General features: G+C 36.5%; 12 protein-coding genes. 1 reads left to right on the forward strand and 11 read right to left on the reverse strand.

Annotated elements, in window-relative coordinates; genetic code table 11:
- Positions 1 to 249: 249 nt before the first annotated feature.
- The gene (gene lpdA / locus ACP3T3_RS07220; RefSeq protein ID WP_426479234.1) at positions 250 to 1,638 is read right to left on the reverse strand and encodes a dihydrolipoyl dehydrogenase; all 1,389 of its coding nucleotides are present in this window, start codon (positions 1,636 to 1,638) and stop codon (positions 250 to 252) included.
- A 227-nt stretch (positions 1,639 to 1,865) separates the two neighbouring features.
- On the reverse strand, positions 1,866 to 2,129 hold the full coding sequence (locus ACP3T3_RS07225) for a hypothetical protein (protein WP_426479235.1): 264 nt from the start codon (positions 2,127 to 2,129) through the stop codon (positions 1,866 to 1,868).
- Between the two features lie 228 nt (positions 2,130 to 2,357).
- Between ACP3T3_RS07225 and ACP3T3_RS07230 the strand changes: the two genes are divergently transcribed.
- Complete coding sequence (locus tag ACP3T3_RS07230) at positions 2,358 to 2,741, forward strand: hypothetical protein (RefSeq protein ID WP_426479236.1); 384 nt, start codon at positions 2,358 to 2,360, stop codon at positions 2,739 to 2,741.
- 18 nt (positions 2,742 to 2,759) lie between these two features.
- Here ACP3T3_RS07230 and ACP3T3_RS07235 read toward each other — a convergent pair whose 3' ends face one another.
- The 9 genes from ACP3T3_RS07235 to ACP3T3_RS07275 all read right to left on the reverse strand — a co-directional run bounded on the left by ACP3T3_RS07235 (position 2,760) and on the right by ACP3T3_RS07275 (position 16,292).
- Complete coding sequence (locus tag ACP3T3_RS07235; protein WP_426479237.1) at positions 2,760 to 5,381, reverse strand: glycoside hydrolase family 3 N-terminal domain-containing protein; 2,622 nt, start codon at positions 5,379 to 5,381, stop codon at positions 2,760 to 2,762.
- 109 nt (positions 5,382 to 5,490) lie between these two features.
- Positions 5,491 to 6,933 carry an alpha-L-fucosidase gene (locus ACP3T3_RS07240; protein ID WP_426479238.1) on the reverse strand — a complete coding sequence of 481 codons (1,443 nt, stop codon included), beginning with the start codon at positions 6,931 to 6,933 and terminating at the stop codon, positions 5,491 to 5,493.
- A gap of 50 nt (positions 6,934 to 6,983) precedes the next feature.
- Positions 6,984 to 7,883: a TIGR01777 family oxidoreductase gene (locus ACP3T3_RS07245; RefSeq protein WP_426479239.1), complete on the reverse strand. Its 900-nt coding sequence runs from the start codon at positions 7,881 to 7,883 to the stop codon at positions 6,984 to 6,986.
- Positions 7,884 to 7,988: 105 nt separating this feature from the next.
- Positions 7,989 to 8,693: a YqjF family protein gene (locus ACP3T3_RS07250; RefSeq protein ID WP_426479240.1), complete on the reverse strand. Its 705-nt coding sequence runs from the start codon at positions 8,691 to 8,693 to the stop codon at positions 7,989 to 7,991.
- 17 nt (positions 8,694 to 8,710) lie between these two features.
- The gene (locus tag ACP3T3_RS07255; RefSeq protein WP_426479241.1) at positions 8,711 to 9,187 is read right to left on the reverse strand and encodes an SRPBCC family protein; all 477 of its coding nucleotides are present in this window, start codon (positions 9,185 to 9,187) and stop codon (positions 8,711 to 8,713) included.
- Positions 9,188 to 9,373: 186 nt separating this feature from the next.
- Positions 9,374 to 10,036, reverse strand: coding sequence for a class I SAM-dependent methyltransferase (locus tag ACP3T3_RS07260; RefSeq protein ID WP_426479242.1), 663 nt, complete (start codon positions 10,034 to 10,036; stop codon positions 9,374 to 9,376).
- Complete coding sequence (locus ACP3T3_RS07265) at positions 10,029 to 10,973, reverse strand: hypothetical protein (protein WP_426479243.1); 945 nt, start codon at positions 10,971 to 10,973, stop codon at positions 10,029 to 10,031. Before ACP3T3_RS07265 ends, ACP3T3_RS07260 begins: the two co-directional genes overlap by 8 nt.
- Positions 10,974 to 11,052: 79 nt before the next feature.
- Positions 11,053 to 11,556, reverse strand: coding sequence for a GbsR/MarR family transcriptional regulator (locus ACP3T3_RS07270; protein ID WP_426479244.1), 504 nt, complete (start codon positions 11,554 to 11,556; stop codon positions 11,053 to 11,055).
- A gap of 218 nt (positions 11,557 to 11,774) precedes the next feature.
- Positions 11,775 to 16,292, reverse strand: a complete 4,518-nt coding sequence (locus ACP3T3_RS07275; RefSeq protein ID WP_426479245.1) for a TonB-dependent receptor plug domain-containing protein — start codon at positions 16,290 to 16,292, stop codon at positions 11,775 to 11,777.
- Positions 16,293 to 16,295: the final 3 nt, after the last annotated feature.

A 16,295-nucleotide genomic window follows, 5' to 3' on the forward strand; every position in this document is an offset into this window, starting at 1 on the left:
GTTGTATGATTATTCCCGGAGTTACTGTCTTCTTATCAATTAGATATGCATTAAACCTAACAGGTTTTTGAAACCTGTTAGGTTTAATAACCGCTTTTTTTCTGAACAGCTTAATATAAGATTATTTACTTGGCCTCAATAAATGCGCAGGGATAATTTTAATTATTAAAAAACCGGAAAAACTATTGTTTCTCCGGTCTTCTTATCATTTAATTGATGTCAATCTGATCGATGACAGCCAATAATATATTAAATGTGAATCACCTCACCGTAAGCAGCTGCAGCAGCTTCCATAATGGCTTCAGAAACTGTAGGATGCGGGTGGATAGACTTGATGATTTCGTGGCCTGTAGTTTCTAATTTCCTAGCTACCACAGCTTCAGCAACCATATCTGTTACTCCTTCACCGATCATGTGGCATCCTAACCATTCACCATATTTAGCATCGAAGATCACTTTGATAAATCCGTCTGTGTTTCCGTTTGCAGTAGCTTTACCACTTGCGGAAAGAGGGAATTTACCTACTTTGATTTCGTATCCTTTTTCTTTAGCCTGCTTTTCAGTAAGACCTACAGAAGCTACTTCAGGGTGGCAGTAAGTACATCCCGGGATATTGCCATAATCGATTTTTTCAACGTGCATTCCTTTTATTTTCTCCACACAAGTGATTCCTTCTGCAGAAGCAACGTGGGCTAATGCCTGAGTTGGGATAATATCTCCGATTGCATAGTAACCCGGTACTGAAGTTTCGTACCATTCATTTACCAATACTCTCCCTTTATCTGTCTGGATTCCTACTTCTTCTAATCCGATGTTTTCGATATTAGCAGCAATACCCACAGCAGATAATAAGATGTCAGCTTCAAGAGTAACGTTTCCGCTAGCTGTTTTTACAGTAGCTTTTACCCCTTCACCGCTTGTATCAACGCTTTCTACAGAAGCGTTTGTCATGATTTCAATTCCTGATTTTTTCAGAGATTTCTCTAAGTGTTTAGAGATTTCTTCGTCTTCTACAGGTACGATGTTTGGCATAAATTCAACAACAGTTACTTTAGTTCCCATTGTGTTATAGAAGTCAGCAAATTCTACCCCGATAGCTCCTGAACCTACAACGATCATAGATTTTGGCTGCTCAGGAAGAGATAATGCCTGTCTGTATCCGATTACTTTTTTACCATCCTGTGGCAAGTTTGGTAATTCTCTTGAACGGGCTCCCGTTGCAATAATGATATGAGTCCCTGTATATTCAGTTACTTTACCCTCTTTATCTGTCACAGAAACTTTTTTACCTTTCTGCACTTTTGCAGTACCAAGAATTACGTCAATCTTATTCTTTTTCATCAAGAATTCGATTCCTTTGCTCATTTTGCTGGCAACACCACGGCTTCTCTGAATTACATTCGGGAATTCAAAGCTTGCCTCCACTTTATTCAAACCATAATCTTCAGCATGGTTGATATAATGAAAAACCTGAGCAGATTTCAATAAAGCTTTAGTTGGAATACATCCCCAGTTAAGGCAGATTCCTCCTAAATTTTCTTTCTCGATAATTGCGGTTTTGAAACCTAATTGCGCTGCTCTGATCGCAGTAACATATCCACCAGGACCACTTCCAATGACAATAATATCGTAATTCATTACTTTAAAAATTTTTATGCGAATTTAAGGAAAAATATTGGATGTTTAATGGTTCTGCAAATGGTTCTTAAAATGCATCAATAAAGCCATTTTTATTCAATTTTAAATAAAAAAAGAGAATACAAAATGTATTCTCTTTCAATAAATTCTATTTTAAATTAAAAATTCTCAAAACCCAATCTATAAAAAACGGCTCTTCAAATTTTAATAACTGCAAAAATTCTGTATTATTTTGCCTGTCTCAGTAAACGTTTTTCAGCCGCATATCGTTCATTTAAGGCTTTCATCTGATCTCTCTTCATCTGCTTGGTCGCAAGAGGATGATTGAGAATCAATTTTTTCTCAGTATTGTATTTTTTGGTAAGCTCTTGCATTTTAATATTTACCAACTCACTTTTTGAAGGATGAGGAGGAGCTGGCGGACGTTTCTGGGCAGAAACATTCATTGATAAACCTAATACTAATAGTGTTGAAATTAAAAACTGTCTCATGATATTTATATTTTAAAAATGAATTTCACCAATGAATAAAGCATTGATTAAAAACATTCAGGTTCGATATGAATCTTGCATATATCGTACCAATATTTTTTTATAAAGGAATTAAAATGTGTTGTACCTTTATTTTTTCCAGCCTGTCAAATCCAGGATTCATTTGAAATAAAAAATATGGATAATGATCTATTTTTCATACATTTATTCATCTTTTAAAGCATATTTATGAAGACCGTGAAAAAAAATAATCTGACTAAAGATTCTATATGGCTGAAGGAACCTGAATCTCATGATTTTCCTGCAGCACAGGATTACCTGGAACTTCTTTTCAAACCGAGTGATGCACAAAAAATGGTTGAAAAATTAAAGGCTGCTCCTACCATCATAAAAAAGTCAAAAGATATTTTAAGGGCAAGTAAGCTTACCCTACTTCCGCAAACCAACATTCATGTTAAAGAAAACCTGAAAAAGGTCGAAAAAAACAAAAAGCTTTCACCAATATTGCTGGTGAGGGGTGAACATGAACTTATTATCGCAGATGGCTATCACAGGCTATGCTGCAGCTATTATCTTACGGAAGACCTTGAAGTTCCATGCAGATTGATTTGACCGGTATAAATTCGGCGCCTACAATACTTCCATATTGTGTTTTAAAGGAAGGTTCTTGGATGAATTTCCCATCATAATTCTGTATTTTCCTTTTTCTACAATCCATTCCATTTTTTCGTTTAAAAACTGCAGTTGTTTTACAGGAACTTCGATGGTCACGGATTTTGATTCTCCGGGCTGCAGTTCTATTTTCTGAAATCCTTTGAGCTCAATAACAGGTCTTGAAACTGAAGCAAGCACATCTTTCACGTAGAGCTGAACGACTTCACTTCCAGCTTTTGAGCCTGTATTTTTCACATTGACTTTAGCAATAATGGTTTCATTTTCCGAATACCGGATCTTATCCAGCTGCAAGTCAGTGATTTCAAAAGTAGTATAACTTAGTCCGAAACCAAAAGGATATAACGGTTCCCCACTCAGGTCGTAATAATCATTTCCCCGTCCTGTCGGATGATGATTATAGGATAAAGGCAGCTGCCCTTCTTCAACCGGGAAAGTGATAGGCAGCTTCCCGGATGGATTCGCTGCGCCGAAAAGTACTTTTGCAACAGCATTTCCTCCTTCCTCGCCGGGATACCAAATGTCTAAGATCGCTCCCACTTTATCTTTCCAGGCCGTTGTTTTTATGGCTGAACCTCCTACCAGAACTACTGTTGTTGGCTTATTTAATTTTGAAACTTCATGAATAAATGACTCCTGATTTCCGGGCAGACTCAGTGATGAACGATCCTGAAATTCTCCTTCATGAATTCCGGCAGTAACAATAATATAGTCAGCTTTCTGGGCGAGATCCAAGGCTTCTTTAAAATCTTTCTGATAATCATGGAGACCATAGTTCCAGATCAGCTCCAGATTGGCTTCACCACGGTTTTCATGAAATTCAATCTTAAGATCATATTTTTTTCCTTTTACAAAATCTACATCAAATGTTTTTGTGGAATAGCTCAGTTTTTCCCATTGGTCAATCATTAATTTCCCGTCCAGATACAGTCTGAAACCATCATTTCCGCGCAATCCCAATTGATATTTCCCGGAATCCGGAACTTCCAGTTTTCCAGTCCAGCGGACACTATAGTTATCAGGCTGAAGCTTTTCAGGATCGGGTGAATATAAGGTCCATTTGAAATTAAGCTGCTCATCCTGTTTTTCTAAGGCTGGATTTCCTTTTAAATCGGTATTGGAAAAATAGCTTCCTTTTAATCCTGCTTTATTTTCAAAAGATAAATACGTATTGGTAACTGTGGCAAAATCTTTTACATTCCAATCTATGCCCTTTGAGTAAATGATTTCAATATCTTTATTTTTCACATAGCTTTTAAGGCCATCCAGAATATTTACTTTTTTGTTTCCAGGTCCTGAATAACCGCCTAATCTTGCATCTACAGCATCTGTACCTACCACTAATATCTTTTTTATATTTTCAGGAACAGGAAGCGTATGGTTATTGTTCTGAAGCAATACAAAGGACTCTGTGGCCGCTTTTTCTGCCACGGGTTTATGCGTAAGTTTTTTTAATTCTTCAATTTCTTTAGATGAAACATAAGGGTTTTCAAATAATCCGAGCTCAAATTTGGTTCTCAATACTCTTGATACAGCATCATCAATTCTTTCTTTTGAGATTCTTCCATCCAAAAAAGGAGGAATAAAAAGCGCGTAATGTTTATATTCTGTCTGAAAAATCACGTCAAGCCCGGCATTAACCGCCTGAGCAGATGCATCATCATAATCTTTTGCTGTAAAGTGAAGTACATTGGCTCCCCCAACTGCACTTGCATCACTGATAACGAAGCCTTTGAAATTCCAGTCTTTTTTTAATTTTTCTGTTAACAGCCAATGATTTGCAGTTGAAGGTCTTCCGTCGAGCAGGTTATAGGAAGTCATCACGGACCGGCTTTTTCCTTTTGTAAATGCATTGTTAAAAGGGATTAAATGGGTCTCTTCCAGGTATCTTCTGCTCCAGTGGATAGGATATGAATCTCTTCCACCCTCTCCTACATTGGCTAAAAAGTGTTTCGGTGTGGTAATGATCCCTCTGTTCTCAAAGGAACTGACAAAACTGACTCCCATTACAGACGTTAAAAAGGGATCTTCACCATAGGTTTCCTCTGTCCGGCCCCATCTTACATCATTAGCCAGGTTTACTACAGGTGTCAGAATCTGACGGATTCCTCTCCATCTGGACTCTTCTGCAATCGCGGCAGATACTTTGCCCATCAGTTCAGGATTAAAAGTGGCGGCCAGACCTATTGCCTGCGGAAAGGCCGTAGCTCCTTCCCGGACCAGTCCGTGTAACGCTTCGTCAAAAGGAATAATGGGAATTCCCAGTCTTGATTCTTCCACGAAATATTTTTGAATGGCATTGATTTTTTTTACCAGTCTCTCTGCATCTTCATTGGCATTGTATTTCAATAACTGTCCTGCTGCTCCACCTCCCTGATTTCCTGCGCTTACCTGTAATCCAAAAATCCCATGGGAATATTGGCCTTTCGGAACGTTATCCAAATCTCCGGGGATCATAAAGCACTGCCAGAACTTTTCTTCCGGTGTCATTCTCTTCAGCAGATCCTGAACTCTTGCTTCAACAGGTTGTTTCGGATCTTTATATAAAGGTTTTTGAGCCGAAATAAATACTGAACTCAACAAGAAAATTCCTATAATTTTAAATCGAAGTTTAAAACACATCTCAAGAATAATTTAGTTTAAAATTTGTTCTTTTACCTTGAAGCAAAAGAACCAGTCACAAATTCAACTATTGCATTATTTGAATTACAGTTGAATATTTTAGCTGAGCTCTTTTTTCAGGTAAATTAATTTCAATTGAATCCCCTGTTTTTTTCCATTGAATTTTGTTCGATAACCCTAAAATTTTTAAAGATTTTGGTTTAAAATTATCAGGAATTGTAAAAATTAATGTTGATGGAGACTCATAATTTGTTTTTTCATCTAAGTGAAAAATATTCACTGTTTTCCCATCTTTGCTTTGGGTATAATAGTAATTTCCTTCGTGATAGGGTGCGATGCTTCTGGTTGCAAAAACGGCAGGCTGATTTTTCTCCATCCAGCCGGAAATCTGCTGTAACCTTTCATAGACTATCGGATCATAGTCTCCGTTAGGTCCGGGAGCAATATTCATTAAGTAATTTCCTCCTCTTGAAATGATTTTAATCAAGGTTTCAATGATCTTTTGAGGAGTTTTGTAGTTGTCATTCGGAACATAGGAAAATGAATCTCCCATTGTGATACAGCTTTCCCAAGGGATGGAAAGTGCGTGTTCCGGAACAGCCTGCTCAGGAGTTACATAGTTTTCCCATTTGCCGGGAACTGTACGATCCACAATGATAATTCCCGGTTGGTTTTTCCTCGCCATCATTCCTATTTTATCCATATCAATATCCTGTTCTACTTTGATGGTGCGCTGCCATTCTACTTTAGGATCTATGGTGTGAAAAGGGCGCACCCAGCCTCCATCCAACCAAAGAATATCAATTTTCCCGTAATTGGAAGTGATCTCGTTCAGCTGATTGAAAGTGAATTTTTTAAAGTTTTCCCATTTTTCCGGATATTTCTTCGGGTCATAATTCACATTTCTGTCTTTGGGTGGAAAGTAAGACCACCAGTAATCATCGGAATGCCAGTCAGGTTTTGAAAAGTAAGCGCCTATTTTAAATCCTTCTTTTCTGAACGTATTAAAGATTTCTTTTGTTACATCGGATTTGGGATTTTTTGAAAACGGTGCTTTAGGAGAAGTGATCTTATAACCTGACTGTTGGGTATCAAACATGGCAAAACCATCATGATGCTTGGTGGTAAAAACCACGTATTTCATGCCAGCTTTTTTTACGGCATCAGCCCATTTTTGCGGATTGAACTGTGTTGGATTGAAAGTCGTCTGAAGATTTTCATAGTTTTTGACATATTCATAGTAAGATTTCCCGTGTTCAGGTTTTCTCTGGGTCCAGGATTCATCTTCAGGGCACAAGCTCCAACTTTCAACAATTCCCCACTGGCTGTAGGTTCCCCAATGCATAAAGAGCCCGAATTTCATATCCTGCCACTGTTCAAGATTCCGGGCAACCAGAGGATCTGTAGGTTGCTGATATCCGTCAGACACATTATGAGCCTGCGAAAATGCGACTGAACTTATCAAAAGGGATGAAAGGAAAAAGGGTTTTATTTTGGATGTAACCAGCATATGGAATAGTTTTCCGCTAATTTAATTATCCTTTGGTAAACCCGCAAACATTAGGATTCCAAGAGATTAAGAATTGCTTCATCAAATCCGGGATATGAAAACTGAAATCCGCTTTTTATGAGCTTTTCAGGGTAAACATTGCGGCTTTTTAAGAGCAATTCGGTTTCTGTTTTCAGGAATATTAACGCTATTTCCAGCTGCCAGACGGGAGCATTCAATCCAAATGGAACTTTCAGTTTCTTTCGAAGCTTTTTCATCATATTCTCATTGGAAACCGGATCCGGAGCGGTTATATTGATAACCCCTGAAATATTTTCATGCTGAATAATCCAATCCACTGCTTTACAGAAATCTTCGATATGTATCCAGCTTACCATTTGATTACCTCGTCCCTGTTTTCCTCCCAAACCAAGCTTTGTAACCATTTTCAGCTTAGGAAAAGCGCCTCCGTTATTCCCGAGAACAATAGAGGTACGAAGGGCTACTTTCCGTATTCCTTCATTTTTAACTGCAAAAAATTCTTTCTCCCAGCTTTTGCAGATATTCATGGAGAAATCATCTCCGATAATTCCATTTTCTTCTGTATTGAGATTTTTTTCTGAATGAACGTAAATGGTTGCAGAGCTGGCATTCACCCAGATTTTCGGTTTTTCATAACATTGATCTACGGCTTTCTGTATTATTCTTGTGCTGTCGATTCTTGAGGAGTAGATTTCATTTTTATTTTTCTCATGATAGCGGCAATCGACAGATTTTCCTGTCAGGTTGATCAGAACATCTGCTTTTTCAAGACTGCTTTTCCATTCGCCTATGGTCTGAGCGTCCCAATAGATTTCATTTTTACGTTTAGGGTTACGGGTAAGAATATAGACCTCGCTGCCTTTTTCTGTAAAGTATTTTTCTAAGTTTTCGCCGAGGAATCCGGTGCCTCCGGCTATGATTATTTTCATTGTTTTTGAGGTTAAAGTTTGGGGTTCAATATTTAAGGTTTCCCACAGATTTCGCAGATTTCACAGATGTGAGGATAGAACATTTTTTGTTTTTGCGCTTATTTTTCAGCTGATGTATTTTTTGGTTTTGACTCGAATTTCTGAACCTTCGGCCAACATTACAGAAATAGGTTGCTGGTGATTCAGGCATTCGAAATCATTTCCATAGATCTTTTCAAAATCAATTTCTAAATGATGTTCTTTTACGGTATAGCAGTCCCATTTTGGATGACATACTTCGTATTCGGAAGTTGTATTTTCTTTTTTTGTAAAGCCAAAATAATGCTCCGTGATAAATTCAAATTCTGAGTTTTCTTCCATAGATTTCGCCGTATTTTCAGCCATAATCTGAATGGAATGCCAGCTTTTATCTTTCCAGGAATACCGGATCAGCAGTTCACCGTCTTTTTCATGAATTTGATTTTTCATCGGCATGGTGTGATAATTTTCTTTGTAAATGGAATTCGCAACAAGGCTTAATGCAGGTTTTGGAACAATCTCTTTGATAAATACCACTCCTCTTTTCCAGATTCCGTTTTCTTTTTTCTTTACATAAAATCTTAGGTTCACTTCTTCAAAGTCCCGGTGAAAAGGGATTGGCAGTCCCAAGAGTTTAGTATTTAAAAACATGAACCCTACGAGACTTACATAACATTTACCGTTATAAAAATCGAGCTCTGTACCTTTTGGAAGATAGGGCAATAAGGTATAGGGATCAATTTCGTAATTAATGATGGCCAGCTTTCGCCATTCTGCTTTTAAAAAATTCATGACTGTGCGTTTGTAGGTTAGAAAATGGCTATTCCGTCCCGGATAGAAGATTCGGCAATGGTTTTGATCATTTCGTTTCTTTTAATCAGGAATTTTTTGAGATATTCCCTGAGAAAAATGGCATTGAATATTTTTCCTATAATGCCCAGCGGAGATTCGAATTCAAAAATATCTGTCATCAATGTTTTCCCGTTTACCGTTTTAAAAATATGGTGGTGACGCATAAATTTGAAAGCACCTTTCTGCATCACGTCAATAAACTGAACCGGTTTTTCCATACTGACAATTTTTGTAGTGAGGTTTTGATAGACCCCCAGATGTTTTGCCCGCCAGGTTACGGTTTCATTTTCTTCAATCAGTCCTGAGGTACGTCCTGCAATTGCTTTCTCATGAGATTTTGAGGTGGACTGCTGATGCAGATCAATATTTCTTGCCAGATCAAAAACATAGTGGATATCTGCATTGATAACTGTGTTTAAATAGATTTTTGACATTTTTTAAAAGGTTTTAAAGTGGTTAGATTTTAATTTTCAATAACTTTTAAGGAATATGATAGCTATAGTTTAAAGTGATCCTTTTTTCTGAAATAAATAATCAGGAATAGGTGAATGATTATATTTTTCATCATTATTATTCATTTAAAATTTCAGTAATTTTTGAATGTAAGTTCAAAATAAAAACTAGTTTCTTTTCACATGAAGAATTTCAACCAGGTCCAGATATCTTTTGTGAGATATGATGGAAAGTCTGTTATTAATAAACTGATTTTTCAGATCTTCAAGGCTTTCATTTTTATTGATGTAATGAAATAATTTTCCAAATTCGTTTCCAAAAAGCTTTGAAACAAACACTTCGATATACCATTTTACGCAGGCGGATCTCCATGCTGTTTTCGGTTTTACAAATTCTACGATGATGATTTCCCCCTTTTCATCAATGATTCTTGACAGTCTGTCGGCAAAAATCGGTTTCTGATCTTCTTCTATCGTCTTTGTTCCGTAAGAGCAAAGGATAATGTCCATAGAATGATCCGGAATTTGGCTTTCAAAAAAATCTTTCTGTATTTGCTGTATTGAGAGTTTACTTTTGAATGTTGCAGCCAGCTTTATATGCATTGCCGAAGAAAAATCCAGTGCTACAATTTCTGTATTTTCATTGTGTGCCTGTATAAATTTTAAATTTTCTCCCTGTCCGCTCATCAGGTCCAAAACTCTTTTGTCGCCATAGCTTTTCACTTTTTGGACAGCCATCTTTCTGAACAGTCTGGTAAAGCCTAAAGATGCAATTTCATTAATATAATATCTGGGTTGCAGGTTGTCAAAATATTGTTGCAGATCATTCATTTTCAGATTGTTTTTTTATAGATTGTAATACATGGTTTTGCATTTTATCAATGATATAGCCGGACCATTTTTTCCAGTACCAAGCGGGTGCTATTTTGTAATTGTATTTCGTTTTTGCTGTTATCTTTGTTTTATTTTCTGACAGTTTGTCTAAAGTAATTTCACCATACTTCACGATAAAATAATCATGTAAATGTTTGGCATCAATATCCTCATAAGGTGTTATTTCTTTCATTGGAACAGTCTGATTTTCCAGGGAGAATTTCACTTTTTTATTTTCTATAAACTCATCAATATTAAGTTGTAATTCATCATTATTGGTCTGGCAGCTATACCCTAATTCTCCGTTTTTATCTACCAGTTTTATATTCTTTGGATAACTGACTCCTTTTTCAAACAGGATAAAATCGGGTGCATTGAAATTGATTTGTGTATTTAAAAGTCTCCATACTTTTCCGCTGGAGGAATTCACGACCATTTCTGTAGTAATAGTCTCTTCAATAGGCTTTGTATAAGTATCAAAAATATAAGATGCCGGATTGATGAAAAGGATAAATACTATAACACTTCCCGTATGCCTTTTTTCATCAAGAACCCCAATAATAAAACCAACCGTAAAACCCACAAACATGGCAAAGCCAATAAATGGGATAGCCATAATAATGCAAATAGCTCCTTCTGTTCCGGCTGCTATTAAGATCACAGAGAAAATGACTAATCCTAATGCTATTTTCAAGATTGTCTTCAGAACATTTATCAGTCCGATTTCCTTAAAATATTTTACATATCCGATGATAAATCCAATTGAACCCGGAATGGTAAAGAACATGGTAACTCCATATTCTCCTTTGGAAATCAGAAAAAACCATATGGCGGCAATTAAAACAACAGTCAAAAAGAGACTTAAATAGAGGTATTGTTTAAAAAAATTCTTCATGATATTATAAGTTTTATATTTTCAGTAATTTTTGAAAATTAAATAGAAATAAAAAAGGATTTTCATCCTCTTTTGATTTCTATTTCAGCAGATTGGTGATCTTCCCTACCAACCAGTGGTCATCGCTTTTTATCGCCAGATCCATGATATTATTGATTTTTCCTGTTACAGAACTGAAGTCGTTCATCAGCTTGATGAATTCCTGAGCTTCATCCGAATCTTTATCCTCAATATTTTTTAATTCTTCAAGAAAAGAAATGACAGGTTCTATTTCTCTTTTTCTTCGTTCTTTCGTAATTTGTTTAAATAAGTACCAGACATCTTTTTCTGCCACGAAATATTCTTTACGGTCACCTTTCACAAATTCTTTTTTCACGATACCCCAATCTATCAGAGCACGAAGATTCATATTGGCATTGCCTCTTGAAATCTCCAGCTGTTCCATTACCTCATCAGTAGAAAGAGGTTTTCCACTTGCCAGAAGAAGTGCATGCACCTGTGCCATCGTACGGTTGATTCCCCAGTTGGTAGCAAAGGTTCCCCAGGTCTGAATATATTTCTCTTTTGCTTCTGAAAGCTGCATTGTATTTTCGTTTTTAATTTCTGTAACAAATGTAATTATATTTTTTGAATTTTCAATAATTTTTGAAAATTAATTTTAAAAGTGTGATGGATTTCAGTTTTAGAAGTATTTTAATTCTCATTTTATCTTATTTGATCCTTGTCAAGGTTTGAAACCTTGACAAGGATCAATATAAACAGAGCTATGTGAGAATACCGTATATGGTTATAAAATTTAAATCAAGGTTCTATTGTTGTGGTTATTCCCTGGTTCCAGTACTTGGCTTCAGGCATATAATACAGATATACATTGCTTGATTTTCCGGTATAGGTTCCTGCGAACTCTACTTTGAGATCAAGATTAATGGTTTTCGTTTCCTCAGCATTAAAGTGTTCCCAGTACAGCACCAGATAATTGTCAAAAATTTCATAGTAAGAAACCTGTTTTTTATCAATCAGATCTTTCAGTAAAGCATTTTGGAGGGTCAGTCCTGCCGGAATACCTATTTTTGCTATGGTCATTGGGAGTTTTCCGTTTATTTGGTTTTTAACAGTAATGGTCAGTCTGTTGGTCTCTCCTACTTTCGAAGTCTCCAATTTTAATTTTGTTTCCATGGTAAGAGGGATATCTTTACTTTCCGGAGCCTGAAGGGTGTAATATTGGCATTCAAGTTTATAAGGCAATCCATTTTTAACGGGGTAATGGACACTGATATTATTTTCTCCAGCTTTATATGCTGATGACAGGCTTATGCCAGGAAAAGTATTTGCTTTATTAATTGTGATAACCGGCTTTTCACTTCCATACAATTTCTCATTTTTAGAGAAGAAGCCTGACAGTGCCTGTATGGCCAGTGTAGTTGCCTGAGTAGAACCAAATCCATAATACCCATTGAAACCAATAAGCTGATCTACAGATTCTGCAATTTTAAGCTGATTCAGTTTTTCATCATTCTGAAGAGCCATGATGTATAATGAAAGAGTTTCCGCATCAGCAGACATTCCCCATGAACCTGTAAAGGTCATTTTTGATTTTACATTATTTTTTTCATACTGCTGGTTCAGAATCTTCATCAGATGATCATACTCATTTTGCTTTCCGAGATGAGCCGCAGCATTGGCAAGCAAGGCAAGATGATAGGAATCTTTCGTAGCCAATGCTCTTTTCATCATGACTGTAAAGGAATCTTCGATTTCATTTTTAAAGCCCAACCTGGATAAAGCATATACGACATACATATTTCTCGACCAGAAATAGTCTGAAAAGTCTTTTTTTGATTCATAAGGTTTTCTTACTTCAAATAATCCATTTCCTGTTTTTCTGGATAAAATAAATGATGAAAGTCCCTGAATAATTTTAACATCCGGGTTCACATATTTTTTTAATGCTGTAAATTCCAATAAGGCAAATGCAGAAATTGCGACATCGGATTCTTCCGAGCTGAAATATCCGAAACCTCCGTCTTTATTTTTATAGCTCAGCATTTTCTGAAATCCTTTTTTAAGATTTTTAATCACCTGATCTTCTGTTGCTGTATCTATTTTTTTATTTGATTTTAAATAATCCAGAATAAAAATATTCGGATATACCGTGGAGGAAAGCTGTTCAAAGCATCCATAAGGTTCTTTCTTCAGCTGTTCCAGGTCTTCAAACATCTTCAGAGCAGTATTTTCAAATACGTAATATGATGAATACAGGCTTCCGTTGATATACTCCGGAATATTGATTTTAATGTCTTCTGTTTTATTATTAATGATAGAAAAGTGATGCGGAAAACCTTTTTCTGCTACTTTAAACGGAAGGATCATTGTCTCTCTGAAATCTCCGGATCTTATGGCAAACTGAATATGGGAATCCACAATCTCATCGGTCTGTATTCTGACAAATAATCTTCCGGATTCTAATGGTTTGAGCGTAATAAGGCTATCATAACGAATCAGCTTTACATGATTGGGAACAATCACATCCATAGTCATTTTACGGGTTTCAGGAGAATTATTTTTAACCACCACGGGAATCGTCATCTGATCTGTTCTCGTCAGATATTGCGGGATTTTAGCATCCAGCGAAATAAGGCTCTGTGCAGCATAAGTGGTTTCATCTCTGCCCAGAAGGCCTGTTGCAGCAATACCTTCTGTTATCACTCTAAAAGCGGAACTGGCATCTGAATTATAAAACTCCACTTTTGCCTTTCCGTTTTTATCGGTTTCTACTACCGGATTCCAGTACAGTGTTTCTCGGTAATCGAATCTGTAAGAAGTGTTGGTTGTTTTATATTCCGGATAGGCAAATTTTCTTGATCCGGCATATGATACAAGCTTCCCATACGGTAACGTTTCTACAGCAATACAGGATTTTGGGGTAATATCAAAATTGATTTTTGAGCTGCTATTTTTATTCGAGTTTATGATCACTACTCCATTTGCGGCCCTGCTTCCGTAAATAGCCGTAGCAGCAGCGTCTTTCAGCACGGTAATACTATTGATATCATTAGGATTTATGTTGGTATTGAAAATTTCTACCGGAGCACCATCTACGATGAACAATGGTCTTTTATTGGTAACAGAAGCAGTTCCCCTGATATTGATCTGTTCTCCCGCTCCCGGTTGTCCGGCAGCTGTAATTACTAAACCTGCCACTTTACCATTCAACAGAGAAGTGACGCTGGGATTCTGCATTTCGATAGAAGATGCTATTGTTTTAGAGGCAACCGCTGTTTTATCTTTATTTATATTGTAACCTATAACCACTACTTCTTCGATACCTTTATTTCTGATTGTGTCAGATCTTGAAAAGAGATGTTTGTTTACCGTTTGGGTATTATTTCTGTTTTCGGTCTTTATTTTTTCTTTTCTTTCTGCCTCTTTTACAACTTCTTCTACATCTATACTGGAAAGTTTCTGTTTTACTAAAGGATTAATATCCAGATTATAAGATAGTATTCTGATTTTCACCTTATGTTTAGGCTGAAAAGATCTGGCAATAATTTTATAGGAATCATCAGCACTTAAATCCGCAAAATAAAACTTCCCGTTTTCTGCAACAGTCTGTTTAAGAATTTTTTTGTTGTCCGTATTTAAAAGAAAAACATCCGCTTTCACAGGCTTTTTGTTTTCATCTTCTACCACTCCATAGATGGTGTTTTTCTTTTCGGGAAGGTATTTGTATTTATTGGTCTTTAGAATTTCGGGGATAAACTCGAAATATCTGTAGCCGTTTGTCAGCATAACAAGATCTAAGCTTTTATCTGCTTTTTCTTCTTTTTTATCGAAATAAAATTGTGGTGTTTCTATTTTTCCTTTCAGCTCAGAATCTATCAGAAGCCATGATATGAGATGATTCTGCTTATCATCCGCATAGGTCCAGAGTTTATCATCAACTACACTCATTCCCAGGTTGGCAGAAACCGGTTTATTGTTTTCGTCTGTAGTTTCAATATCCAGCATTACCTTTTCTCTGGGTTGATAATGCTTTTTTACTGGGATAACCTTTATATTCAGCTGCTTCTGTTTATTGGTAAAAACGATACGCTCTGCAAGGGGGATGTTGTTTTCCAGCACTGTAAATCTGCAGATTCCTACAGGAAAGTCTTTTTCACCAATTTCCAATGAATTGATTCCCTTTTTTAGCGAAAGAACATTGGTATACACTTCTTTTCCGCGAAAATTTCCTTTCAGCGTGACTGTTTTTTCTTCTGTTGAAATGATGATGAGGCTCAGCTTTTTGTTTTCATTCTGAACATTCAAAACCAGACCTTCATCTTTTGCCGCCGGAAAATTAAAAGTCCGGGCTATATTTTCCGGCTTCACAACTTTTGCATAATACGTTATTCCTTTTTCAGGAGTAAAACGAAAGCTTCCCATCCCGAAATTATAGGCTGAAAATTCTTTTACTTTCTCATGATTCTGATTGTAAACCGCTAAAACAGCATCCACAGGTTTTTCAAACTCATCAAGGATTTTGAAGGCTATATTTTGTTCTATTCCGTTGATAAATGTGCCTCCTTCTGGTAAGAATTTCACATCCAGATTGTTCAGAACAATTGGGATATTCCGGGAAACAGATTCTGTAAACCCGTCGAAATTTACTTTAATATTTAAAAGGGCATCAGCGGATTTCAACACTTCAGGAAGTTTAAAGGACACCCGTTTTTTCCCTTCTTTATCGGTAATAAGTTTCCCTGTTGAAACAGTTTCCCCGTTGTGCATTACGGTATAATCTGCTTCATAAAAAGGGATAGGAAGGTTAGCCAGACTTCTCATTGAAAAATCGGCAGCCACCTCATCTCCCGGCCCGTATCCTTTTTTAGGAAAATCCAGTTTCATTAAAATCCTTGGCGATACTATTTTCTGAAGGGTAATTTCTTTTTCAAAAGCATTTTTTCCGTCTTCATTCTGCATCCAGTTGGTAAAAGCTTTGATCTTATAAATTCCGCCTTTCATATCTTCATCAAAATAGAAATAGCCCTGGGCATATCCGTTGGTAATTTCATATTTCAATTTTTTCACAACGCTTCCTGCCGGATCAATGATTTCAAAATTAATGATCCTGCTTTCTTCTGCAGGAAGGTTATTATTTCCTTTCAGCACATATATTTTAAAATACATTTCCTCACCAGGCTTATAAAAAACATGATTGGTCTGAATGTATGTTTTTTCTTTTTCAAAATCCTTAAATGGCTGCTGGGCTTTCACCAAAACTGCTGACAATAATAGGGTCAGAAGGACAGCATAGGTTGATATAAACTTGAGATTCATGAG

Source organism: Chryseobacterium sp. CBSDS_008, from assembly GCF_049959325.1.
Lineage (GTDB): Bacteria > Bacteroidota > Bacteroidia > Flavobacteriales > Weeksellaceae > Chryseobacterium.